Source organism: Chitinophaga sp. SYP-B3965 (assembly GCF_009647655.1).
GTDB lineage: Bacteria > Bacteroidota > Bacteroidia > Chitinophagales > Chitinophagaceae > Chitinophaga.
The window spans coordinates 152,345-178,443 of sequence record NZ_WJFD01000004.1 but is presented as its reverse complement, the minus strand read 5'-3'; the positions used below and the strand labels follow the sequence as shown (position 1 = coordinate 178,443).

12 protein-coding genes are annotated in these 26,099 nt (G+C 46.7%); 4 read left to right on the top strand and 8 right to left on the bottom strand.

Features of this window, described 5'->3' with window-relative positions; genetic code table 11:
* Positions 1-7 precede the first annotated feature (7 nt).
* The 8 genes from GFS24_RS21800 to GFS24_RS21765 all read right to left on the bottom strand — a co-directional run bounded on the left by GFS24_RS21800 (position 8) and on the right by GFS24_RS21765 (position 23,084).
* The gene (locus tag GFS24_RS21800; RefSeq protein ID WP_173003154.1) at positions 8-13,609 is read right to left on the bottom strand and encodes an Ig-like domain-containing protein; all 13,602 of its coding nucleotides are present in this window, start codon (positions 13,607-13,609) and stop codon (positions 8-10) included.
* A gap of 418 nt (positions 13,610-14,027) precedes the next feature.
* Positions 14,028-15,605 (bottom strand): F0F1 ATP synthase subunit alpha, encoded by a 1,578-nt coding sequence (gene atpA, locus GFS24_RS21795; protein ID WP_153663220.1) that lies wholly within the window; start codon positions 15,603-15,605, stop codon positions 14,028-14,030.
* An 89-nt stretch (positions 15,606-15,694) separates the two neighbouring features.
* Entirely contained in the window at positions 15,695-16,255 is a 561-nt protein-coding gene (gene atpH, locus GFS24_RS21790) for an ATP synthase F1 subunit delta (RefSeq protein WP_153663218.1), read from the bottom strand.
* 22 nt (positions 16,256-16,277) lie between these two features.
* The gene (atpF, locus tag GFS24_RS21785) at positions 16,278-16,772 is read right to left on the bottom strand and encodes a F0F1 ATP synthase subunit B (RefSeq protein WP_153663216.1); all 495 of its coding nucleotides are present in this window, start codon (positions 16,770-16,772) and stop codon (positions 16,278-16,280) included.
* 89 nt (positions 16,773-16,861) lie between these two features.
* Positions 16,862-17,128: an ATP synthase F0 subunit C gene (atpE, locus tag GFS24_RS21780; protein ID WP_153663214.1), complete on the bottom strand. Its 267-nt coding sequence runs from the start codon at positions 17,126-17,128 to the stop codon at positions 16,862-16,864.
* Positions 17,129-17,206: 78 nt separating this feature from the next.
* A complete protein-coding gene (atpB, locus tag GFS24_RS21775; protein ID WP_371731300.1) occupies positions 17,207-18,340 on the bottom strand; it encodes a F0F1 ATP synthase subunit A in 1,134 nt (377 codons plus the stop codon).
* 170 nt (positions 18,341-18,510) lie between these two features.
* Positions 18,511-20,286 carry an ABC transporter ATP-binding protein gene (locus tag GFS24_RS21770; RefSeq protein ID WP_153663212.1) on the bottom strand — a complete coding sequence of 592 codons (1,776 nt, stop codon included), beginning with the start codon at positions 20,284-20,286 and terminating at the stop codon, positions 18,511-18,513.
* Positions 20,287-20,897: 611 nt separating this feature from the next.
* Complete coding sequence (locus tag GFS24_RS21765; protein WP_153663210.1) at positions 20,898-23,084, bottom strand: hypothetical protein; 2,187 nt, start codon at positions 23,082-23,084, stop codon at positions 20,898-20,900.
* A gap of 270 nt (positions 23,085-23,354) precedes the next feature.
* Between GFS24_RS21765 and GFS24_RS21760 the strand changes: the two genes are divergently transcribed.
* The 4 genes from GFS24_RS21760 to GFS24_RS21745 all read left to right on the top strand — a co-directional run bounded on the left by GFS24_RS21760 (position 23,355) and on the right by GFS24_RS21745 (position 26,094).
* Positions 23,355-24,044, top strand: coding sequence for a response regulator transcription factor (locus GFS24_RS21760; protein ID WP_216647484.1), 690 nt, complete (start codon positions 23,355-23,357; stop codon positions 24,042-24,044).
* A 129-nt stretch (positions 24,045-24,173) separates the two neighbouring features.
* The gene (locus GFS24_RS21755; protein WP_173003153.1) at positions 24,174-25,226 is read left to right on the top strand and encodes a cell wall metabolism sensor histidine kinase WalK; all 1,053 of its coding nucleotides are present in this window, start codon (positions 24,174-24,176) and stop codon (positions 25,224-25,226) included.
* Positions 25,227-25,288: 62 nt separating this feature from the next.
* Entirely contained in the window at positions 25,289-25,666 is a 378-nt protein-coding gene (locus tag GFS24_RS21750; RefSeq protein ID WP_153663202.1) for a hypothetical protein, read from the top strand.
* A 29-nt stretch (positions 25,667-25,695) separates the two neighbouring features.
* Positions 25,696-26,094 (top strand): hypothetical protein, encoded by a 399-nt coding sequence (locus GFS24_RS21745; RefSeq protein WP_153663200.1) that lies wholly within the window; start codon positions 25,696-25,698, stop codon positions 26,092-26,094.
* Positions 26,095-26,099 lie beyond the last annotated feature (5 nt).

The window sequence follows — 26,099 nt, the reverse complement described above, 5'->3', positions numbered from 1 at the left end:
TTAATAGCTATCGTAACAATTCAATCCATCCTTTAAATACTCTCACACCTTGTGGTGTTTTTACTTCCAGGGTATAGTAGTAGGTTCCTTCATTCAGTCCGGAACCATTCCATTGGTTTTGATAATCTTTGGATTGATATACTATGTTTCCCCAACGGTTATACACTACCAAAGCAGAGCCTGGGAATTTCGTGATATCCAGGATCACGAGTTTATCGTTCTTGCCATCTCCGTTTGGTGTGAAGGTGTTCGGAATGAACACTACTTCTCCGGTGATGGGTTGTTCTGGCACCACAGCAGTATTATCTCCCGGCACCAGGTCTTTTTCTGCGGATGTACCGCTGGCCGTGTTGGTAACACTACCCCCGCTGTTGATCCTGATACCGAATCGTAAGGTGGCGGTGCCATTTGCGGCCAGGCTATCCAGCGTCCATATAAAACGGCGGGTGCCTGGATCGTAGCTGGTAGCACCAGCACTTACAATGATATCTCTCGGAACATCCAGGTTGGCGGCAATCACATCTTCCACAATAACACGTGTAGCTTTATTCGGCCCTGCATTCGTTAAAGTGATGGTGAACGTAACAACGTCCCTGATCTTATAAGGCGCCGCCGTATTCAGCTCTTTCACCACTTTCAGATTAGCCAGGTATTCGCTCGTAACATTGATCAACCCTGAATCCGGGATGGCTGGTGTGAAACCATTGGTGCCCGGAACATCTACTACTGCTTTGTTGGAAATAGCGCCCGTATCTATGATCGTTAATGCATATTCCAGTTGTGCGCTGGTGTTGCCATCCATTAAACCAATGTTCCAATTTATCTGCTGTGTATTTGCATTATACACCGCCGTTCCTTTTGCAGGCGCTGTTATAACAGGGGCAGACACTTTGGTGCGTGCAGGTAACTGGTCTGTGAAAACAACAGGGTTTAATGCCAGCAGGCCAGGGTTATTCACTGTTAACCTGTAACGAATGGTGCTGCCAACAGGATAAGGTGCAGCGGTTAATATTTCCTTCGTAGCCTTCAGTTTTGTTTGCGGTACGATGTCTGTATTTACACCCGGTGTTTTATTATCTGCGGTATCTGCATCCTGTACACGTGATGGCGGAGCAATGGAAGCTATATTCGTCATTCGCCCGGTTCCGCTCACTGTACCGGATACCAGGATCCTTACACTACTTCCGGCAGGGAAAGTTCCCACTGTTCCACTCAGTAGTTTATTCACCACACTAAGTGTTACGTTTCCTGCATTGCCTGTTGTACCTACCACCCTTGCGTTGATGTTATTCATGGCTGCGGGCAACTGATCTGTGATCACAGCTCCATCTGCCACCCCGGGACCTGCATTGGATGCAGTGATGATGTAAGACATACTGTCTGTATTGATCACGTTATCCTTTCCTGTTTTAGTGATGGAGATATCCGCATTTCTGCCGACAACTGTTTCTGTGATATTGGAAGTGATCCGTTTGCCCGTTGTAGTTTCTGCTACTGCCATATTTGACACAATACCGGCAAATGAAGGGTCAATAGTACCGGTGATCCGCAAGCGGATCTGGTTGGCACTACCGGCAGCAAGATCTGCATTGAAAACAATGAGATTACCTGTACCATTTGGTGTACTCACCGTTGCATTACCGCTGGTAGCAGCCGTCCAGGTAACATTGGTGAGCTGTGCAGCTACAGTATCCCTCACCGTCATGTTTTTGATATTGGCAGGGCCATTGTTTTGCAAGGTCACTACATATTCCATTGGCGTACCGGCATCTTCTTTATCCGGTGCTACTTTCTTTATCTGCAGATCTGCTTCCTGTTCTATTTGTGTCGTTGCCGTATCTGAATGATCTACGCTGCCATCCGGTTTTTTAACGAAGGCCATATTGGTGATACTGCCGGTTGCATCTGCATTTAATTTACCTGTGATCTGCACCGTTATGGTATTGCCCACATCACCGGCTATATTTCCCCTGATCACCACATTATTTCCCTGGCCGGTTTTGCCAACTGTTACGAGAGCATTACCGGTAGTGGAAGTAGTCCAGTTCACATCTGTAATAGCAGGAGACACCACATCTGTAATATCAAGGTCCTCCAGGTCTGAAGGCCCTGCATTGGTGATACTGAGGTTATAACTCACCGTATTGCCTGCAGCGATCTTCAGCGGGCCTGTTTTATTGATCAGGATACGGCCTTCTTTTGTTACACTTGTACTTACAGCAGCTGTATCTGCATCGCCATTTATATTTCCGGCAATGGCCGTATTGAGCATGGTACCTGTAAAGCCAGGATCAACTGTTCCGTTCACTTCAATCTGTATCACATTATTTGTACCTGCAGGAATGTAGGCCTGTAATTGAATATCATTACCTGTTCCGTTAGCCGGGCTATTATTGATCAGTTGTGCTGCTCCCTGTAAGGTTGCCGTCCATTCTACATTCCTGATCTGAGGAGGCACCAGGTCTTTGATCGTTACATTAGTGGCATCAGATACACCGCTGTTATTAACGCTCACGGTATATTGCACAGGTAAACCAGCTGCTATCACCTGCGGCCCTGATTTTGTAATATTCAGGTTGGTGCTTACATAAGCCAGTGTGGTAATGGAATCTATGGAGAGCACCACATTTCCTGTTTTAGCGGTGGCAATATTCTTCAACTGGCCTGCATATGTTGCAGGAACAGTGCCTTCAACAGTGAGCATGATAGTATTACCACTGCCTGCAGGAATATTCACCGGCAGGCTGATGAGATTACCTGCACCATTAGCGGCTCCCTGAATAGTAGCGGTTCCTGTAGCGGTGGCCGTCCATGTAATACCACGGATAGGAACAGGCACTGTATCTGTAATATTGATGTTACCACTATTGGAAGGCCCTGTATTTTCTACCATGATCACATAACGTACACGGTTCCCTGCTGCAATACTGTCCGGCCCTGATTTACTCAGTTCAATACCAGGGTCCAGCGTAACTTTTGTTACAACAGGTGTACTGCTTACCAGTGGCGCTCCGGGTATTGTGTATGTGGCAATGTTAGTGACGGTATTTGTATCTCCTGCATCCAATGTTCCTCTGATAGTTACTGCTACACGGTTGCCATCTCCTGCAGGAATGCTGGCTGTGAAATTCACATCGCCATTGCTGTCTGTAATATTTCCACCGGTAATGGAAGCACTGCCGGTTGCGGTTGCAGACCACAATGCATTTTTCAATTGCGCAGGGATCACATCTGCTACTGTTACGTTTGCTGCATCAGATGGGCCGCTGTTGGAAAGCTCTATCATATAACTGATACCAGTACCTGCGCTGGCAGTTTGCGGGCCATTTTTGATGATGCGTAATCCCGGTTGATTTGTTAAAGTAGTGCTGGTAGTATTGGATGCTACCAGTGGTTCACCTAATGGTTTGGCATAAGCAGTGTTTTGCAGTACACCGGCAAATGCAGCAGCTGTTTTACCATTAATAGTTACACTAATGATGTTCGCAGTACCGGAAGGTATGTTGGCCACGAAGTTCACATTCCCGGTTTGGTTCACAAGATTTCCGCCAATGATCGTAGCTGCACCCACCCCTGTGGCAGACCAGGTAACGTTCTGCATTTGGGCAGATAATGTATCCGTGATGGTTACGTTCTTCGCATTGGAAGGACCATCATTAAATACATTGATACTAAAGTTCAGCTCACTGCCGGAACTTACTGCTCCAGGAGCGGATTTTTCCAGGCGTAATGTGGGTATATTCCGGATAGCGGTCACCACTGTATCTGCTGTTTCCGGTAATCCTCCTCCCGGAATGGCACGTGCAATGTTCATGATATTACCTACCGCATCAGGATCCACCTGTGCATTCACGGTGATGATGATATTGTTGGTGGTGCCCGCAGGTAAAGTAGCCGCAAAACCAACATTACCTGTTTGATCTGTAAGATCACCACCACTGATGGCTGCAGTACCATTTGCTACGGCAGACCATTTAACGTCCTGCAATGCAGTTGGTATCACATCCACTACATTTATATTTTGCGCAACGGATGGCCCGTTGTTGGAAAGTGTGATCACATAATTAATACGTTCACCTGCATTGATATTAGCAGGGCCGGATTTAGAGATCTCCAGTGTAGGTGAATAGCTGATCTGTGTTTTAAGTGAATCACTGATCACCGTTTGATCATTATTACCTGCGGTGGCTACGTTGCTGATAGTACCATTAAACAACGGATCGGCCGTTCCTTCTATCCTTACCACCACAGCACCATTTGCGGGTATGTTGGCTGTTAACGCTACCGGGTTGCCGGTACCGGTTCCATTGGCAGTTACAAGCGCTCCGTTGCTTACGGAAGAAGACCAGGTTACATTGGTGATCTGTACCGGTACCAGGTCTGTAATATTTACGGCAGTAGCATTGGAAGGCCCTGCATTCATCACATTCAGTGTGTATGTAACAGGCAAACCAGCTGGTACAACAGATGGACCAGATTTAGTGATAGACAGGCCGGTTTGTTTATTCACTATAGTAGACACACTCACCGTTGCAGGCCGTGGGTCTGTAACACCGGCAGCAGGCACTGCGGTGGCAGTATTGATCAGTGTACCGGCATATGCAGGATCTACGGTGCCTTCAATCCTAAAGAACACCATCCCTGTATTGGCAGGTACATCTGCAGTTACTGCAATATTATTACCAGAACCGGCAGGCGTGTTTACGGTTGCGCCACCGGTTGGCGTCGCCGTCCAGGTTACATTCTGTATTCCAGCCGGCACATTATCTGTAAGAGATGCACCCACGGCATCCGCAGGTCCGTTATTGGTAAGCGTCAATCCATATACGATCCGCTGGCCCGCAGCAATACTGGTTGGCGCCGTTTTATTCAGGAAAAGATCTACAGATTTATTTACGCTGGTGATCACCGTGCTTTCTCTCTTACCATCAATTTCTGCGCTGGCAGTATTGGTGATGGTTAATCCTGCACTTGTGCTCACCGTTCCGTTCACCGTAATGATGATGCGTCCGCGCGGCCCTGCAGAAAGCCCTTCAATGGCACCTGTCACAGCTATGATATTACCTGATCCGCTTAGCGGTGTGGCACTGGTGGCAGCTCCTTCCACAGCTACCGTCCATGTTACACCTGTGATCTCTGGTGGAATCGTGTCTGCTATTTTTACAGGGCTTGCAAGGGAGATGCCGGTATTGGTGACCTCAATTGTATATGTAATAGGATCTTTCACATTTACAGATGCAGGACCGGATTTTGAGATCAGTACACCCACATCAGTAGTGATATTCGTTTGGATGGTACTGGTGTTTGTTTCCGGTATGGTTTCCGTCACATCAGCTGGAGGCAGCACTTTCGCGGTATTACGAATAGCTACAGGTTGTGATCCGGGATCTACCAGGCCGGTGATAGTGATCGTAATAGAATTAGCACTGCCGGCAGGTATATTGCCCGTTACACGTACTACATTATTCACAATCGGTAAGATCACAGATGTGGCACTACCCGTTTGTGTTGCAGTTACTACCGGGTTGAGGATATCTGCCGGTAAGGAATCAATGATAGCTGCTCCGGTAACATCAGACAAACCTTTGTTTGTAACCACCAGTTTGTAAGTAATGCTTTCCCCTGCGGTCCTGTTGGCCGGGCCGCTTTTCACGAGCACAAGATCTGCCTGCCTCAACACGCTGGTGGTAACAGTACTCGCATCTGCTGCAAAATCTGTTACACCTGCCGGCGGCACAACTCTCGCCGTATTGGTGATGGCGCCGTTTGGTGCTGCGGGATTTATTTTACCATTGATGGTAATGATCAGCTTACTTCCATCCGCAGGCAGATTACCGATAAGGTTGATCACATTTCCGGCACTACCGGCATCGCTCACAGTTGCACCACCAGTGGTGGAAGCTCCCCAGACTACATTGGTGATCAATGCATTCAAGGTATCTTTTATGTTGATGTTAGTAGCATTGGAAGGCCCGTTGTTGGTAACTTCCAGGGTATATGTAATGTTCTCCCCGGCGGTTGCATTAGAAGGCCCGCTTTTAGAAATACGTACATCGGCAGACTTGCTGGTATTGGTAAAGACGGAAGAAGATACGCCTGGTAAACCAACCGGCACTGCATACGCCACATTCCTGATAAAAGTTCCGCTAAAGGTAGGGTCCAGCACACCCGTTATGGTGATATCAATCACACGATCTGCGCCTGCAGGAATATTACCTGTTACATTAATATTGCCGGTGCCACTGGCACTGCTTATGGTAGTGCCTGCACCAGCCACTGCAATTGTCCATGCAGGATTAAGAATAGCTGCATTGATGGTATCTTTTATGGCCAGCCCTATTGCATCTGAAGGCCCTGCGTTGGTGATGTGAATATTATAGGTAACCGGCTGACCAGCTTTCAGGGAAACGGGGCCAGACTTGGTAATATTGATGCCCGGCCTGGTTTCTATAATGGTAGTGGCGGTATCTGATACCACCGGTTTGCCAACGGGTAAAGCGTAAGCACGGTTTTCTATTGGTGCGCCTGTATAACCAGGTTGTATCACCCCCGTAACAGTTACGATCACTGCATTGGCAACACCCGGAGGGAAACTACCTGTTAAACCGATAATATTGCCAGTGCCGTTAGCGGTGCCAACGATCTGCGCATTACCACTGGCAGTAGCTACCCAGGTAATATTCGCGATAGCAGCAGGTACGGTATCCCTTATTTGCAGGTTCTTGGCGTTGGAAGGCCCGTTATTAGTGACATTCACAGTATATGTGATCTGCTCACCTGCCGCCAGTTTAGGTGGTGCGCTCTTCACTATCTGCATATCCACTTCATTGGTAACCGTAGTTCTCACTGTATCAGAAACAAGCAATGGCTGACCCGGAACCTGCACACTGGCATGGTTTTCCATTGTTCCTGTAAAGTTAGCGTCTACATCTCCGTCTATATATATACTCAGGGTGGAAGCAGGCTGAGAAGGTATATTGGCCGTTACAGTTACATTATTGCCACTGCCGCTATTACCGCTTAATACCTGTGTACTGCCTGTTGTTACCACTGCCCATGTAGCATTCTTAATTTGTGCAGGTATTACATCTGTGATAGTAATGTTCTTTGCATCAGATGCGGGGCCATTGTTTGCAACAGCTATTATATAGCTGATCCTGCTGCCGGCTGCAAGTGATACACTTCCCTGTTTAGATACAGAGAGGTTGGGCTTATTGGTAATACTTGTTGATACGGTATCTGAATATACCAACGGCTGATCGTCTGCTTTGGCCGTTGCGCTGTTAGTAATATTTCCCTCAAATGCAGGATCTGCTGTTCCGGCTATAGTGATCTGTATACGGTTTCCGCTTCCAAACGGAATATTTCCACTGACCTCCATATTAGCACCACTCCCGGTTGCACCGGATAACAAAGTAGCTGATCCAATGGCAGTAGCCGTCCAGGCAGGATTTAATATAGCTGCAGGGACTATATCTGAGATCTTAATGTTTGTGGCATCTGAAGGCCCATCATTGGTGATCACAAGATCATAAGTAAGGCGATTGCCTGCAATGATAGCAGCCGGGCCTGTTTTCTTAACGCGCACTGCTGCCGTATTATCTATCCTGATATTGGCGTTACTGCTCACCGGTGGCTGGCCACTCACGGTTGCAGTAGCTGTATTATTCGCTACCCCTTTAAAAGAAGGGTCTATTGTAGCATTAATAGTAATAGTGATGGTGCCGCTGCCGGCAGGAATATTTCCCGTTACATTTACATTGCTGCCATTTCCTGTTGCGCCACTCAGTACTGTTGCACCATTAGCAGCTGTAGCCGTCCATGTTGCATTTTTCACTTCTGCTTCCAATAGATCCGTAATGGTTATATTTTTTGCATCAGACAAACCGTTATTGCTAACAATGATCGTATAAGCAATCGCGTTACCTGCTGAAACAGCTGCAGGAGCAGCTTTTGAGATCTGTAATGCTGGTTCAGAAATAAGCCGGGTATCTGTTGTATCTGAGTTGATAGTAGGTTTGCCCAGTGGTGTGGCAGTTGCAAAGTTTGCCAGGTTTGCCGTAGCAGCAGGGTTTACTTTGCCGGTGATGGTAACAATGATCTTGCCCTGCGGATCTGCGGGTAATGCACCTCTTACCCTTACAACATTACCAGTGCCGTTTGCACCGGACAAAACAGATGCGCTACCCTCTGCTTGCGCTATCCATGTAGCATTATTGATCTCCGCAGGTACGAGGTCTTCTATGTTCACTTCAGGCGCATCAGAATGCCCTTCATTGGTCACCGTCAATACATAAGTAATATTATCGCCAGCCGCCACTTCTGCAGGTGCAGCTTTTGAGATCTTAATGAGCGGCTCGCTCTTCACTACTGTTTTTATCTGTGCACTCGGAATAATATCTCCGTTGGCCAATACCGCCGTAGCCCTGTTGAAAATATCACCGGTATAAGAAGGAGCTACTGTGGCATTAATTACTATCAACACGTTGTTGGCGCTGCCAGCAGGAATGTTGGCCCTCACTTCAACGATCTGGCCGTTCACCGCATCAGACAATACTTCTGCATTACCATTGTCTACTGTATTCAACACGGCATGTTGTAACTGAGCAGGTAATGTATCCCTGATCACTACATTGAATGCATCAGACGGGCCTGCGTTTTGAACTGTTATGAGATACGTGATCTGTTCACCGGCAATCACCGTGTCCGCCGCAGTTTTGATAATAGAGATGCCGGGGCGGTTACTGATAGGTGTGCTGATCTCATTGGATATAACAGGTGGCTGGCCTGGTACCTGCACACTGGCCGTATTCCTGGCACTGCCTGATGCGCCTGGCTTCACCGTACCTGTTATCTGCACCGTAATAGTGTTACCACTACCTGCAGGAATATTTGCCGTTAAGCCAACATTACTTCCTGTACCGGTGGCACCTGAAAGTATAGTAGCTGCACCACCTGCGGTAGCCGTCCACTGTACATTCTGAATGTCTGTATGAATAACATCCGTGATGCTTGCATTCACTGCATCTGATGGCCCGGTATTGCTAATTGATAAAGTATATGAAATAGCGCCACCTGCATCTACCTGTGCGGGGCCTGCTTTTGTAATAACAAGGCCGGGAGTATTCTCAATAGTTGTAACGTCTGAATCCGTTGCTGGTGTGCCGGTTTGCGGTGTGGCAGTAGCTACGTTGGTAAGTACGCCGGTGAAAGATGGCCGCACGGTTCCGTTCACACGGATCTCTATCATGTTACCAGCACCGGCAGCAACAGCACCTGTTGTGCTGATATTATTACCGGTACCGCTGCCTGTTACTACACTGGCACTTCCACGTGGCGTGGCCGTCCAGCTAACGTTGGTAACATCTGCAGGTACCACATCTGTGATCACAATGCTTGTTGCATCGGAAGGGCCTGCATTGGTGACCTGAATAATATATTCTATTGGAGCACCCGCAGCACTGCTTCCTGAAACAGGGCCGGATTTTACTACAGTAAGGCCCGTTTGTTTCAGCAACGTAGTGACAGCCGGGTTAGAGTTGATCACTGGTTTACCCGATGGTGTTATACTCGCCGTATTTTGAATTACACCGGTGGCGCTGGCACTGATAGTACCATTCACGGCCACTACAATTATATTCGCATTGCCAACAGGAAGGCTGCCGGTAAAACTGATATCGTTCCCTGTACCACTGGCTACACTGGCGGTGGTGGCGCCTTGTGTACTCACCGTCCATGTAACGCTCTGAACAGAAGCTGGCACCACATCTGCAATGGCTGCATTCACCACATTGGATGGTCCTGCATTCTGTATCGTTATTTCATAATGAATAGCAGCACCCGCCACTGCACTTGATGGTGCTGTTTTAGAAATGTTGATATCATATTGCAGGTCTGGCGTATTTGTATCCGTAGCTGTATTGTTGGCTGTATTATTTTCTGTATAACCGGATGGTGTACTTACCGTTGCCGTGTTCACCAGGTTACCGGTGAATGCAGGTGGCACTACCATCGTGAACGTATACACGATGGTGCCATTCACCGGTATGTTCACTAACTGGCTGATGGCACCCGTACCACTGCTGGCAGGAACACTGGCACCACCTGAAACATTTGCTGTCCATGATGCAACGGAAATGCCTGCAGGAAGTACATCACTCACCTGTGCACCCACTACATCTGAAGGTCCGGTGTTTGTAACCGTGATAGTATAAGTAGTATTAGTACCCGGTACATAGGATGTTTTACCATCTGTTTTGGTGAGCTGTAATTCAATCACCCTGCTGGCTGGTGTGGTTACACTGCCGGTGGCAGGCGTGGGATCTGTAAAGTTTGGCGGAGGCGTTACATTAGCCGTATTCACAATGGAATTACCGGTGAATGAAGCACTGATATGCCCTGCAATGATGAGCGTAATACTTTTACCCGGTGTAAACTGCACACCGGTCCAGCCACCACTCACTGCATCAAATGTTCCCTCGCTGGCAGTATAGGTATCTGCTGTGAATTCCGCAGGAAGATTATCTTCTACCAAAAATCTTTCAGCGGCAAGAATGGTGGAAGGGCCTGCATTGGTAACAGTGATGGTATAGGATAATGGAGAACCTGCTACCACCTGCGCAGGCGTAGCTATTTTAGTAACAGAAAGATCTGCTACTGGTGCCGTTACTGAAATGGTTACGGTGCCCTGCGCACAACCACCCTTATTATCACATACCGTGTAAACAAAACCATCTGTACCGGCAAAACCTGGCGTTGGCGTATACGTGAATGTACCATTAGCATTTAATAGCAGCGTACCATGTGCAGGTGGTGTTACCGGCGTAATGGTCACTGTAAGCGGATCATTTTCAGGATCGGTATCATTCGTTAAAACATTCCCACTCACAGCTACATCTCTCACAGTGGTGTACTGATCATTATTGGCTACCGGCGGATTGTTCTGCACGGTGCCTGTTACGGCAGAACTATTATTACCAGGCACAGGATCAGTTACACCAGCGGTGGCAGTAACACTGGCGCTATTAGGAATTACAGCTGCTCCCACTACGCCGGGTTTTACAAAACCTTCTACCGTAATAACAATTTTGTTCCCGGCTGCAAAAGGTATGGTACCAAGCGCATTAATACTTCCTGTTCCGGTGGAAGGGGTTATGCCCACTCCATTCCCATCTGCCTGTGCACTCCAGGTATAGTTCTCCAGCTGAGCTGGCAGATTATCCTGTATGCTGAATCCTTGCGCATCTGATGGGCCAAGGTTTTCCACTGTAATGGTATACACTACTTTTTTACCGGTCTGATAAACACTACCCACATCAGATTTTGTGATCTTCAGATCAGTGTTTAGTGTATAGGTGAGCGTTACATCGTCTGTTGAAGCAGTACAATTGCCGTTACTGATGGTCCAGCGTAAAGTAGCAGTGGTATTAGGAGCGATGGTAATATTCGAGTTCGGTGCATTGGGGTTTGCAATCGTTGCACTGCCCGTTACTACCGTCCATGTACCAACACCAACGGTTGGCGTATTGGCCGTCATCACAAAAGCACCGCTATTGTATTGTGTTTTATCTGCTCCTGCATTTGCCACACTGGGTGATGCATTGATCACCACTTTCACATTATCCGTACTGGCTGCGCAGGGTGCATTGTTGATCACCCATACAAATTCATAAGTACCCGCAACCAATCCTGTAACAGTGGTTGTGGGGCTGGCAGGTGTTGTAAATACAGGGGTTGTTGGGCCTGAAATGGGAAACCATTGCCCTGTTCCTGATGCGGCTGCATTGGCAGCCATGGTAGTGCTGGTTACGTTACATAACGTTTGATCCAGCCCTGCGTTGGCAGTAGTGGGATTGGCTGCGATGGTCACCTGTACATCATCGGAGGAAGCAGTACAATTACCGCTGCTGATCGTCCAGCGGAAAATATAGGTACCGGGTGTTAAACCCGTAACACTTGTAGTAGCATTGGCTGGATTGGTAATAGTAGCTGTTGGGCCGCTCACTTTGGTCCAAACGCCGGTACCTGCTACGGGTGTGTTACCACCCAGTGTGGCAGCAGTTACATTACATAAGCTTTGATCGGTACCTGCATTTGAAGCAGTAGGCAATGCATTCACTACAATCGTTACATCATCTGTAGTGGGCGTACAAGTGCCATTAAAGATCGTCCATCTGAAGACATACGTGCCTGGTGTTAATCCTGTAACAGTACTCGTAGGACTGGCTGCATTGGTGATCGTAGCAGCAGGGCCACTGATCTTTGACCATGCGCCTGTGGATGTAGTACCTGTGGGTGGCGCATTGCCTGCAAATGTAGTGGATGTAACATTACACAGGTTCTGATCATTCCCTGCTGCCGCCGCAATAGGTAACGAGTTAACAACCACCTGTACTTCATCAAAGTTGGAACCACAGGGGGTGTTCGTGATCGTCCACCTGAAAATATAAGTACCGGGTGTAAGGCCCGTTACTGTTGTGCTGGCACTGGAAGGTGTAGTGATCACTGCAGCGGGGCCTGATTGTTTGGTCCATGTACCGGTACCTGTTCCGGCTGCAGGTGTATTACCGGCAAGTGTAACAGATGTTACGTTACATAAACCCTGATCATTGCCCGCAGCCGCTATGGTAGTGGCTTGTGTGATGTTCACGGGAACACCGGTGGTAGTACTGCTGCAGGGGCCGGAAGTAACTACTCTTCTATACCATGTTGTTTGCGTGATAAGCCCCGGTGTATAATTCTGTTGATTGTTCACACCAGCAGCCGTCGTAAATCCTGCTGTGGCACTGGTGGTGCTTTGCTGCCATAAGTAAGTATAAGTGCCGGTGGCGCCTGTAGGTGTTGTTCCCTGTAATGTAGCGGGTTGTGTATTAATACAAAGGTCTTGCGAAGGGGGTGTTACAATATTATTCTGCACAGGTTGTGCAACTGTGGCAGTAAGGTATTTTACACAACGGCTGTCGTCCTTTACTACTAATGAATAGGTAGCAGGCGTGAGACCATTGAAGACATTGCTGGTTTGAAAAGTAGCCCCGTTATCCTTGCTGTATTGCACATTGGTGCTGGTGTTGGTAGCAGTTACGGTGATAGACCCTGAACTGCCTGTACAATCTGGTGTAGCCACTGCAGTGGCATCTAACGTACAACATTTAAAAGTAGCATTACCGGAACCTGCCGTTTTTGCCAGGTTTATATTAGTAGCTTTATTCTCGAAGTTGGTAATGATAAGCAAGTAAAATTCACCTACAACGGCACCTGTGAAAGTAATGTTTTCGCTTGCATTGGTGGAGTAACTGCAGGATTCCACCGGTTGTGCATTCCCTAACAAATTACCGCAGGCTGCCAGCATATTGCTAACAGAAGAGTAAGGCCCTAACAAAGTAAAATCCACATCTACGTTAGTAGAGTTTGTTTCCCGGATAGTAGCATTTCCGGCAGTGGCTACTTCAAAAAATAAATAGGTGGGATTGGGCGTGGTTACCAAACAGCGGATAGTACCCAGGCTGGTGGTATTAGTTTTGGCTGGAAAGTTAATCGTTTCACAAACCCGTTGCGGGTCTGAACAGGTAGCTTGCGCCATTGCATACTGCAGTGGCAGTAATGAAAACAAAAGGATGAAAATAAAACGCGCGGCTTTGCTTATCTCGATTGCGCGAAAAAAGTTGTAGAAATTCCCCATGCATGAAGCGTTATAATGAATGATAGCGATGCTCCAATGCGGCGCATACAGCTAGATTTTAATAACACTCTTTAGGAAGGCTTATAGGTTATAATGGTGAATTGCTTAAGTGGGAGGAGAAAAAACGAATACTACAAAACAATAAGAGCTTATTGGGTTCAATGTTTAAACTAAAATAAGTGTACAAACTTATTTATCCAAAATTATTATTTACTTGCAGGCATTAATATATATTAATATAATTTAACTCGTCAACCTGTAGTACATATCCTACAAGGGTTGTGGCCAAAAAAATGGGCTGTTCCGATGATCAGGAACAGCCCATTTTAAGTATATTAACTTTTTGCGATTACGCAAATCTTGGTTTCAGTTCGTCAGCCAATGCTACCATTTTCTTGATACCATCTTCAGGCAGGTTACCTTTTTTAAACTCTCCTAATACTTCAGGCAGTCTTACTTCCATTTCATGCTGGAAAGCATCTTCAAACGCTTTCACATTTTTCACGGGGATACCACTGAGCAAACCATTTGTACCGAGGTAAATGATGGCTACTTGTTTCTCCACGGAGAATGGATTGAATTGTGCCTGTTTCAGGATCTCCACGTTGCGTGCACCTTTTTCCAGAACGGATTTGGTAGCAGCATCAAGGTCACCACCGAATTTGGAGAACGCTTCCATCTCTCTGTACATCGCCTGATCCAGTTTCAAAGTACCGGATACTTTCTTCATGGATTTGATCTGCGCGTTACCACCCACACGGCTAACGGAGATACCTACGTTAATAGCGGGACGGATACCGGCGTTGAACAAGTTGTTTTCCAGGAAGATCTGACCATCCGTGATGGAGATCACGTTGGTAGGGATGTATGCAGATACGTCACCAGCTTGTGTTTCAATGATAGGCAAAGCTGTCAGGGAACCACCGCCTTTAACGAGGTGTTTAATAGATTCAGGGCAATCGTTCATTTGCTGAGCGATCTCATCCTTTGCGATGATCTTAGCTGCACGTTCCAGTAAACGGGAGTGCAAATAGAATACGTCACCAGGATATGCTTCACGACCCGGAGGGCGGCGGAGCAACAGGGAAACCTCACGGTAAGCCACGGCTTGTTTAGACAGATCATCATAAATGATCAATGCAGGACGGCCGGTATCACGGAAGAATTCACCGATCGCAGCACCTGCGAATGGCGCGTAGAACTGCAAAGGAGCAGGGTCTGCAGCGGAAGCTGATACGATGGTAGTATAAGCCATTGCACCGTTTTCTTCCAGTACTTTCATCACACCTGCAACAGTGGATGCTTTCTGGCCGATCGCTACATATATGCAATACACCGGTTTGCCGGCTTCATAAAATTCTTTCTGATTGATGATGGCATCGATACAGATGGCAGTTTTACCAGTCTGACGGTCACCGATCACCAGCTCACGTTGACCACGGCCGATAGGGATCATCGCATCGATGGCTTTGATACCTGTTTGCAGTGGTTCTTTTACGGGCTCACGGAAGATAACACCCGGTGCTTTACGCTCCAGCGGCATTTCATACAGATCACCTGTGATAGGGCCTTTACCATCAATAGGTTCGCCCAGTGTGTTCAATACGCGGCCAACCAGACCTTCACCCACTTGAATGGAAGCGATCTGTTTAGTACGGCGAACAATAGCACCTTCTTTAATTCCTGCAGAAGGACCCATCAATACCACACCCACGTTATCTTCTTCAAGGTTCAGAACGATAGCACGTGTACCGTTCTCAAATTCTACCAGCTCACCGGAGCGCACATTGTTCAATCCATACACGCGGGCGATACCATCACCCACCTGCAACACGGTACCTACTTCTTCCAAATCTGCAGAAGCGTTGAAGTTGCTGAGTTGCTGGCGTAATATCGCCGAAATTTCGTCTGGCTTAATGTCAACCATTTTTATGCTTTTTTTAAAGAGTCGTTAAGGTTTAAACTAAATATAACGACAACAGCTTTGCGGTTACGCAGCGGCTGCTGTTAAGAACTTTATCTGATCTCAGGAATATAAATATTCTTGAGGAATTGTTTTTTGATATCCTTCAGGTCGCGCACTACGGAAGCATCAAAGAGTTCGTTACCTGTTTCCAGTACAAATCCGCCGATGAGGTCAGGATTCACGGAGGTTTCGATCTCTACTTTACGGCCTGCGGAAGTTTCTACTTTCTCACGGATCAGAGCCAGCAGCACTGAGTCTAAAGGAGCGGCAGTAGTGAGTTTCACGCGGGTGATGTTCTTCAGTACATTATACTGTTCTTCAAATGCCACGGCAATTTCGTCCAGTACACCTTCACGGCCTTTTACTGCCAGCAGGCGGATAAAACCGGAAGTGATGGCGCTGATCTTACCATCCAGGATGGCGCCCAGGATCTTCACCTTTTTATCGGCTTTGATAACAGGGCTCTTCAGCAAAGCAACCACATCCGCATTACTGCGGCTGATAGCTTTTAACAGCAGCATATCACTATGCACAGCTTCCAGCTGGTTCTTTTCAACCGCCAGTTCTATCAGTGATTTAGCGTATCTGCCTGCTAAACGGGGATTTTGCATAATCTTTTATTCAGCCGGTTAATTAGTTCATTTTGATTTCAGTAGCCAGTTGCTTAATGTAAGCTTCCTGGTTCTGCTTGTCTGACAGTTCTTTGCGTAACACTTTCTCTGCCACTTCTATCACGAGGTTACCCACCTGATTCTTCACGTCTGTTAACGCTGCCATTTTCTGGTTCTCGATGGCTACAGAAGCATCCTGGATGATCTTCTTGGCTTCAGCCTGAGCAGTTGCTTTGGCTTCGCTGATGATCTTATCTTTTGCTTCTTTCGCTTCTTTCAATATCATGCTGCGTTCCGCTTTAGCTTCAGCCAGTACATGCTCATGTTCAGCTTTCATCTGCGCCATTTCCTCTTTTACTCTTTCTGCAGTAGCAATGGAGTCAGTGATGGAATCTTCCCTTTCTTTCAAAACAGAAAGGATAGGCTTCCAGGCAAATTTCTTCAGTATCAGGAAAACGATAATGAAGATCAGGAGAGAGATGGTAAACAGGCCAAAGGCCGGTAACAACAAATCCATATATCAGTGTTTATATATTATTATGCTTTCGGGAAAAGGTATTACTGCATCCATTGCCCTGTGCGCCGGATGCAGTAATAAAGATGTTCTTAAAGAACTACAGCCAACAGGCCGGCGATAACACCAAACAGTGCAACACCCTCAACGAGTGCAGCAGCCAGGATCATGTTTGCACGGATGTCGTTCGCAGCTTCTGGCTGACGAGCGATAGATTCCAGTGCAGCCTTACCGATGTTACCAACACCGATACCAGCTGCGATAGCAGCGATACCAGCACCGATTGCACCACCAGCTTGAGCCAGTCCGGTTGAAGCAGCAGCTTCAGTAGCCTGCATTAAAACAGATAAAAGTGCCATAATGAAATGTGTATTTGAAATTAAAAATTAACGCGTTTGTTGTTCTGGTTGTAAAATTCGGTTATGAATTCCACATAATTAATGATGATGATCACCCTGGTGCTCCATAGCCTGACCGATGAATACAGCGGTAAGGTTGGCGAAGATGAACGCCTGGATAAAAGCTACCAGCAATTCCAGCAACATCATCACAATGTTAAAGGCAATCGTGATCGGTAAAAATGCATAACCTGCTATTGCGTTCAGGGAACCAAAGATAAATACCAGGGATATAATGCTCAGGATGATGATGTGGCCCGCCAGGATATTGGCAAACAACCGGATCATCAGGGAAACAGGTTTAGTGAACACACCGATCAGTTCCACAGGCGCCAGGATTACTTTAACACCGCCGGGTACCGGAGGGTTGAAGATGTGGCCCCAGAAATACTTGTTGGTGCTGGCCATCATTACTACAAAACTGATCAGTGCCAGCGCTGCTGTAACGGCAATATTACCCATTACGTTAGCAGAACCCGGCAACAAACCTATCAGGTTGTTGATCAGGATGAAGAAGAAAATAGTTAATATAAAAGGAACGTATTTGTCTGCTTTACCACCGGGGATATTTGGTTTTACCACTTCATCACGCATGAAGATGATCACCGGCTCTATCAGGCTCTGGAAACCTTTAGGCGCCTGTTTGGAACCACGGATGCGGTAACTCTTGGCTACATTCAGCATCAATACTACCAGCAGCAAAGCGCCTATCAGCATGAAAGTGATGTTCTTGGTCAGGGACAGATCGTACACCTTTTCATTGGTTGGCATATCGTTGCCATCTACTGCAATCACACTGCCGTCTGTATATACTTTATCGCTCAGGCCTTTTTCTTTCAGGTAATGCGCTGTTACCAGGCGGTAACCGTCGTGCGCATCATGGCCATGATGAAATTCAGAAGAAGAGAAACTGGAAATACCGCGTGTTTTGCTGTACATGATCACAGGCAAAGGCACGGTTACATGCAACTCGCCAATGCTGATCACGTGCCAGTCGTGCGCGTCTTTAACGTGCCCGAAGATCACTTCCTTTACGTTGAATTTTTCCTTTTTGGGATGATCACCACTTGTATGGGGATCCTCATTGCCATTGGCAAATACACCCGTAACGGCCATTGAAAAGACCATTATCAGGGCTACCAGCTTATATTTGAACCGATTGAAAGAAATCACAGTTTTCTGAAATTTTGTGCAAAGGTAGGCGATTTTAAATAAAATAGTAACGCAGAATGAAAAAACTGACGAGGATCATGTGGTATTTTTCAACGATGGGGTGGCTCGTTCTTTTGCATTGATTCATAACGCGTTAGGATCGTATATCAATATGTCAAATATACACGAAGCTAGTTGTTCACAACAGCACCTGCCTTCTGAAATTGCATCGTATATAATTTATAATAATATCCTTCCTGTTTCATAAGTGCTTCGTGGTTACCCATTTCTTTGATCTCTCCTTTATCCAGCACAATGATCTGGTCTGCTTTGCTGATGGTGCTCAGCCTGTGGGCGATCACGATGGCCGTACGGCCGGAAATCAGTTTATCGATGGCATGCTGGATGAGCATTTCTGATTCTGTATCGATGGAAGAAGTGGCTTCGTCTAAAATTAAGATAGCGGGGTTATATAACAAGGCCCGGATAAAAGAGATCAGCTGGCGTTGCCCCAAACTGAGGGTAGCGCCTCTTTCCATTACCTGGTAATCATACCCACCCGGCAATCTTAGAATGAAATCATGCACGCCTATCAGTTTGGCCGCATGTTCCACCTGCTCTTTGCTAATGGCAGGATTCCTAAGGGTAATATTATCCATCACGGAGCCGGAGAACAGGAACACATCCTGCAACACTACCCCTACCCTGCTGCGTAATTCTGAGAGTTTGTAATCCTGCAAAGGAATATTGTCTATCATGATCCGGCCTTTCTGGATCTCGTATAGCCGGTTTAAGATGCTGATGATAGTGGTTTTGCCGGAACCGGTATGCCCTACCAGGGCAATCGTCTGCCCCTGTTTTGCATGGAAGGTGATATCCTTCAGCACAAACCGGTCTTCTTTATACCCGAACCACACATGATCAAAACTGATCTCTCCTCTCATGCCATTGGCGGTATGCGTGCCATGGTCTGCAATATATTCATCACTGTCCAGCACTTTAAAGACCCGTTCGCTGGCCACCATACCCATTTGCAGGGTATTGAACTTATCCGCGAGGATCCGCAGCGGGCGGAACAGCATATTCAGGTACATAATAAAAGCGATCATCACCCCTTGCGTTACTTCATAGTTGAGCACTTTGTTGGCACCCCACCAAACCATCAGCCCCAGCGAGATAGCGAGGATGATCTCCACTATCGGGAAGAATACCGAGTAAGCAAAAATGGCGTCTATATTGGCTTTGCGGTGATCTTTATTGATGGTCCTAAATTTCCCGAACTCCCTGTTTTCTGCTGAAAAGGCCTGTACTACCAGCATGCCGGTGATATGCTCCTGCACAAATGCGTTTAAAGCCGCCACGGCATTACGTACCCTGTGAAATGATTTATTCACGCTTTCCTTGAACCACCAGGTGGCCAGGATCAATACCGGGAATGGGGAAAGGCTGATGAGTGTCAGCCTCCAATCTTCGTACACCATTACGCCAAGGATGGCCAGGATCATGAGCAGATCTGCCACGATGGAGATGATGCCTTCTGAGAAGATGTCGTTGATGGCTTCAATATCATTGATGGTACGGGTGGTGAGGGTACCGATGGGGGTTTTGTCGAAATACGCCAGGTTGAGGCGGGTGACTTTGCGGTAGACGGCTACACGGAGGTCTTTGATCACGGATTGGCCGAGCCAGTTGGTGAGGAAAGAGAAGAAGAACCTTACGGCTGTTTCGATCAGCAGCATCACCACCTGGATGATGGTCATCACCATCAGCATCTGTGCCCATTGGTTTGTGATGTATTTGTCTACTGTAAGCTGGATGAGGTATGGCCGTACGGGTGAAAGCAAGGCCAGCATCACCGTGAGGAACATGGAGAGATAAAAGTAGCGCTTGTATGGCGCTGCAAAGGAAAATACCCGCTTTAGCAAACTGAAATCAAAAACCTGCTTTTTAGCCTTTACGTTGTCCATTCCTGTAAAAGTAAATTGATAAATCTATTTCGCAAAGAAGTGGGTGATTGGCAGGGTTATCCTGGTACTATTTCGGCTCTCTCCTATATCGCTCCTATAGCACTGGTATATCATTCCTATAGCATAGGTATATCCAAACGATATAGGAATGCTATAGGAGTGTTATAGGAATGGGCTTTCAGTGATATAGGGATATACAACTATAGAGCCGGGATGGAGGGTGCATTGATGGGATAATGGCGATATTTTCGCCCCTGATAGGTTTTTTGGGCAAAAAAGTACCTTTCTATGAAAAAGAAACCTCCCTAAAACTCTTTGCCGGCAGGGAGTTTGCCGCGCAGGAAAGGGCGGTTTTTTTTCTCTTTTTCAGATAGGCGACTTTTTTAAAAGAACTTCTTTCTTAAATAAAAAATACCCTCTCAGCCGGCAGGGGGGAGCTTCTTAAATAAAAAGACCTCTCTTTACCGCCAGGTAGTTTCCTTAAATAAAAAACCTCTCTCTGCCGGCAGGGAATTCCCTTAAATAAAAAACTCCCTCTCTGCCGCCGGGGCGCCCTAAACAAAAAAAGGCCCGCCTGCCGGCGAGCCTTCTCATATAGAAGAATACAATTCTTAATCTTTCATCACCTGCCTGTAAGCCTTGATGAATATAGCCCCAAGGTTCTTATGCGGGGGTACATAGTCATCAAACAGGGGTTTGTTGCGGGCGTCTCCGGCAAATTTCTTGCTCAGGCCGGCCCACATTTGCACCCAATCCACATTCTTGCCGGCACGGATAATATCTTCTAAGCTCAGGATTATGGGCTCATTTACCCAGCGGGTACCTACCTGCTTGGAAGAGATAATATGTGCCTCCGGGGCTTTTTCCAATACGGTGGCCAGGTTATGGTAGCCACCACAAGATCCTAAGATCACGATGCGGGCAGTACTTTGCAGGTTATCCAGCGTAGTGTTCACGTGGTAACTGTGGCCACGGTGAATGAACACCGTGGGATGAATATCTTTTTCATCCAGATATTCCGCCAGCTTCTCGATGGCGGTTTTATCTTCCGGCTCTTTTAGAGGGAGATTGGCGTATATCGTGGTAGGTTTCCCTTTGGTAGAAGTAATAGTAGTCCAGAAGGCGTTTTTGCTCACGCTCCAGGAAGAACTGGGGAAATTACCCATAAAGCTGGCGTAGGAACTGGCCCCATCTTCATCTCCATAGAAGAAAACCTGCTGGTATACCCGGCCGCTATCACTTGGCAGGGTACTGTATTCCACGTAATTGATGGGAGGCAGTGATAATTTGGCCGCCATGTCAGATGCCACAGTGGAGTCATTGCCTTTCCCTTCTTCCGTAAAGATACTGTTCAGCAATTCGTAAATGGTGATCCCGCGTTTATCCTTTTTGCCGGTAACAAATACCAGGTTCTTTTTCACTTCTGTGCGAAGGAAGTCCAGGAGTTTGGGGTCTCTGATACTGCCAAAGGAATTGGCCACATCCACCGCATCTTCCAGGTCCTCCGTTTTCTCCAGGCTCCGTACGAATTTCACCATGAGGTAGTTGGCGTTTTCGGGATCCATGGATTTGAGGAAATTATCTAAGGTGTTGAAGCCCGCCGCCATGGCAATGAACTTCTTGAACTTATCAAAACTTACCAGCATGAGCAGACTATCTCCCCGGGGAGGTTTCATACGCGCCATCATCTGGTCATATAAGCCCATTTTAGCAGCGTTCGTATAGCTGGAGGTATAAAGCTCCTCCTGCCCGTTCACGATCAGGTAATAGAGCTCTTCCGGCGTAAAATCCTTTACGATCCGGAAACGTACGGGATGAGGTTCCTCATGCAGGTCATTCATCTCCCGGATATACCGCATAGATTTAGCCCGCATATTCTCGCTCATGGATTTCAGCCCCAGCGGGTTCTGCCCTTCTGCTTTCTTCTTCTGGAGCAGGATGGAGGTTTTCACCATCTGGCGGAAGTAGTTGTCATCATTCTCTACCGAGGCTTCCAGTTCAGCTACGGTGGAAGAACCATCCAGTAACTGATCAATGAAAGGCATCAGCTTGGTAGACTGGCTGGAACGGCCTATCTGCACGATCTGTTGCACCAGGTGGTCCGGATTACGACGGATGGCGCTGGCTGTGGGAGTATAAGAAGTAGCGTAAGTGAGTAATTTATTGGGGTACAGGCGGGCTACCGTGGCAATCACGGAGTCTGTAACCGGGTAATCCAGGTAAGGCCCCAGTTTGGGCATAATATCCTCCAGGTTCTTAAAGGCGTATTTGGAAAACATCTCCTGGCGGGATTCTTTGTAGCCGGGGTTATCGTTGAACACCTCTACCAGTTTATCACCTGATTCAAAGCTCAGTTTGCGGGCAATGGGGTAAATGCTTTGGCCTTTAATGTCCGCCAGCATCATGCTGCGATAGGCTTGTACGATAGATGGTGCCTCTGCGGCATCTATCCTCCGGAAAGCACGTTTGCTGTTATAATCTTTGAGCACCTGTTGGAGGCCGGAAAGGTATTTCACCTTGAGCCTTTGGTCTAAAGCGGTATCTTTTTCTATTTCTATCTGAATATCATCTACCTGTTTGATGAGGGCGTTGGTCACCTGCAGGTTTATAGCCTCATCATCTCCCACTTTGATATAGTTATCCGTTTTACTGTCGAATTTATCTGCAGTAACCTGTTCTTTATCAATGTTATCGTGGAAGATCTGCCGCTGGATGGGGATCTTGATCTGCTGTGGTTGCGCCGATACCCAATTGCTGTATACAATTCCCAAACATATAATCAGTAATAATTTTCTCATATAAGTGTATTACTCCTCGCTATACTGCAAATTTACTACCAATTATGTGGAAATAGCAATCCCCTCATATTTATTAGATTTTACTGTCATTTAAAAATTCCATCATACCAACGAACTAGGTACACAAATGCACAAATCCGTTTTGAATTCCGTACCTTACATACAGGCATGAAAAATGCCAGGATGGCTTAACTTAACAATTTTATAATGTTATCATTCTATTAATCGGGAATTAGCAAGTTAATTTTGTGCCATCTTAAAAAACTCATTATGTTGATGGAACCAGCAGTAGCAGTAGGTAAAATTCTTGTAGTGGATGATGAAATGGATATCCTCGAAATCATCAGTTACAATCTCAAAAGTGCCGGTTACGAAACAGTGACAGCCAAGGATGGCCTCGAAGCCATTCAAAAAGCCAAGATCTTCAGACCGGACCTGATCATGCTGGACATCATGATGCCCAACAAGAACGGAATAGACACCTGTAAAGAGATCCGTAAGTTGCCTGAGTTTAAAGAAACAATGGTATTGTTCTTAACCGCCCTGAATGACGAGAAAAGTGAGATTGAAGGTTTGGAAATGGGTGCAGATGATTATATCGCCAAACCCATTAAACCCAAGTTGCTGGTAAGCAGGATCAACGCATTGTTCCGCCGCCTCAACAAAGTGGAAGAACAGCAAATGCATCTGGGCGACCTGATCATTGACCGCGAAAAATTCACTGTTACCTATAAAGGTGTAGAGATCGTTCTCGCCAAAAAAGAATTCGAACTGTTAACATTGCTGGCATCCAAACCAGGCCGGGTATTTCTCCGCAACGAGATCCTGAACCAGGTATGGGGCACTGAAGTGATCGTAGGAGACCGTACCATTGATGTACACATCCGTAAGATCCGCCAGAAATTGGGCGTTGACCTGATCACAACTGTTAAAGGTGTAGGCTACAAATTCGAGATGTAATAACCCCCAATTTTCTATTTTACTGTTCAGTGAAAAGCTCTCCCGGGGGCCGGGCGATAGTGTTTGATTATGGCGAATAAAAAATTTGAGTTAATTTCCCGGTATTACAATCTTTACTCACTCTGGAGCATGTTCAAAGCTAAAAATCTTTCACCGCAGAAGCTGGCCGCTTTCACGGCGCTTGTGCTGTCACTTATAATGGGATTGGGTTGCCTGATCCTGGAAGTAGGTTATCGGGAAACCCTGATCGCTTTCGGCCTTACCTTCCTGGTAGCTTACTACCTGTATCTCTATACGTTACAGAACTTTATCTACCGCAAGATCAAACTGATCTACAAGTTCATTTACCAAACCAAAGCTTCCAAACGGGAAGACTTCTTCAACAAGAACATCCTGCCCTTGAAAACGATAGACGAGGTAAGTGAGGACGTAGAAAAATGGGCGTCTCAAAAGAAAGAAGAACTGGAAAACCTGCGTAAGAACGAAGCCTTCCGCAAGGAGTTCCTGCTCAACCTTTCCCATGAACTGAAAACACCCATCTTTGCCGTACAGGGATACATCCATACTTTACTGGACGGGGCCATTGATGATCCCGCCGTGAACAAGATGTTCCTGAAGAACGCCACCAAGAACATCGACCGCCTTTGCAGACTGATAGACGACCTGGATGAGATCTCCAAACTGGAAAGCGGGGAAATGACCATCAACAAGGAAGTGTTTGTGATCCAGGACCTTGTGAAAGATGTGTTTGATACTCTCTCCCTGAAAGCCAACCAGAAAGAGATCAAATTCAGTATTAAAAAAGGATGTGAAGCCCCCATTCACGTTTCCGCAGATAAAGAAAAGATCCGCCAGGTATTGATCAACCTCATAGAGAATTCCGTAAAATACGGCAAACAGGAAGGCCATACCATTGCCAGCATTTACAATATGGATGGCAGACGCGTGCTGATAGAGATCTCAGACTCCGGCATCGGCATGGCAGAAGAACACCTCCCCCGTGTATTTGAACGCTTTTACAGAACAGACCGCGCCCGCAGCAGGGATATTGGCGGCACCGGTTTAGGACTGGCCATCGTAAAACACATTGTGGAAGCACATGACCAGACCATCAATGTACGCAGCAAGATAGAAGTAGGTTCTACCTTTGGGTTTACGCTGGAACTGGGCCGGGAAAGTTAATTTTCCCGAGGCTGTAACATTTTGGGGGGCCGATCCGCTCCACAAGACAATTCCCAGCTACCATGAAAAAAATTTTATACCTTACCCTTGCGGTTATTATCCTCGCATCCTGCAAGAAATCTAAAAAAGAAGAGATCGTAACGATCAATAGCCTGATAGGCACCTGGCAAGAACAACTCTCTCCTGTTTCAAGTGCACGTTCTAATGGTTACATTTTCCGGCAGGATAGTACCTATACGATGGTGGCAGGAGATTTTGTGGGAACAGTGCATGGTACTTTCAGTGCTCATGCAGCAGGGAGCGGTGTAAGGATATTAGACGTAACATTCTCAAGGGCGGGTGGAACAACTCCCCCGTTTACGATCGAACTTAAGACTCATAATCAGATGATCATATCGTCTGGAGGCACCATGGGCATAACCTACGTCCGCGTACAGTAGTAAATTAATAATCCCCTTAAACTACTTTTATGAAACGTATTTTATTATTTCTCGTACTCATTGCAGCTGTATCCGCAGCCTGCAGAAAGCCCAAAAAACCACAGCCCACGCCCACGGTATCAGTGGAGAACCTGATCGGTAACTGGGAGGACGAAAATCTGGCACTCTCCTCCAGCATGCTCCCCAATACTTATTCCTTCAAAACAGATCGTACCTATATGAGGTCCTATGGCATAACCACAGAGCAGGGCGCTTATCAGCTTGTGCCCATCGGTACTACTGCAGCAAGTATCGTGAACATTACAATGATTCCTGCAAATGGAACTTCTGTATCAACCAATGCCCGTATTGAACTTACTTCCCGGAACCGTTTTGTTCTTTATTATAATGGCAGCACTGCAGGCAGGCCTTTTGTGCGTGTACCTTAAAAACC

Coding starts and splice junctions, on each gene's coding strand:
- atpA (WP_153663220.1), bottom strand. CDS start 15,605: ATGGTTGACATTAAGCCAGACGAAATTTCGGCGATATTACGCCAGCAA.
- atpH (WP_153663218.1), bottom strand. CDS start 16,255: ATGCAAAATCCCCGTTTAGCAGGCAGATACGCTAAATCACTGATAGAA.
- atpF (WP_153663216.1), bottom strand. CDS start 16,772: ATGGATTTGTTGTTACCGGCCTTTGGCCTGTTTACCATCTCTCTCCTG.
- atpE (WP_153663214.1), bottom strand. CDS start 17,128: ATGGCACTTTTATCTGTTTTAATGCAGGCTACTGAAGCTGCTGCTTCA.
- GFS24_RS21770 (WP_153663212.1), bottom strand. CDS start 20,286: ATGGACAACGTAAAGGCTAAAAAGCAGGTTTTTGATTTCAGTTTGCTA.
- GFS24_RS21765 (WP_153663210.1), bottom strand. CDS start 23,084: ATGAGAAAATTATTACTGATTATATGTTTGGGAATTGTATACAGCAAT.
- GFS24_RS21760 (WP_216647484.1), top strand. CDS start 23,355: ATGTTGATGGAACCAGCAGTAGCAGTAGGTAAAATTCTTGTAGTGGAT.
- GFS24_RS21755 (WP_173003153.1), top strand. CDS start 24,174: ATGTTCAAAGCTAAAAATCTTTCACCGCAGAAGCTGGCCGCTTTCACG.
- GFS24_RS21750 (WP_153663202.1), top strand. CDS start 25,289: ATGAAAAAAATTTTATACCTTACCCTTGCGGTTATTATCCTCGCATCC.
- GFS24_RS21745 (WP_153663200.1), top strand. CDS start 25,696: ATGAAACGTATTTTATTATTTCTCGTACTCATTGCAGCTGTATCCGCA.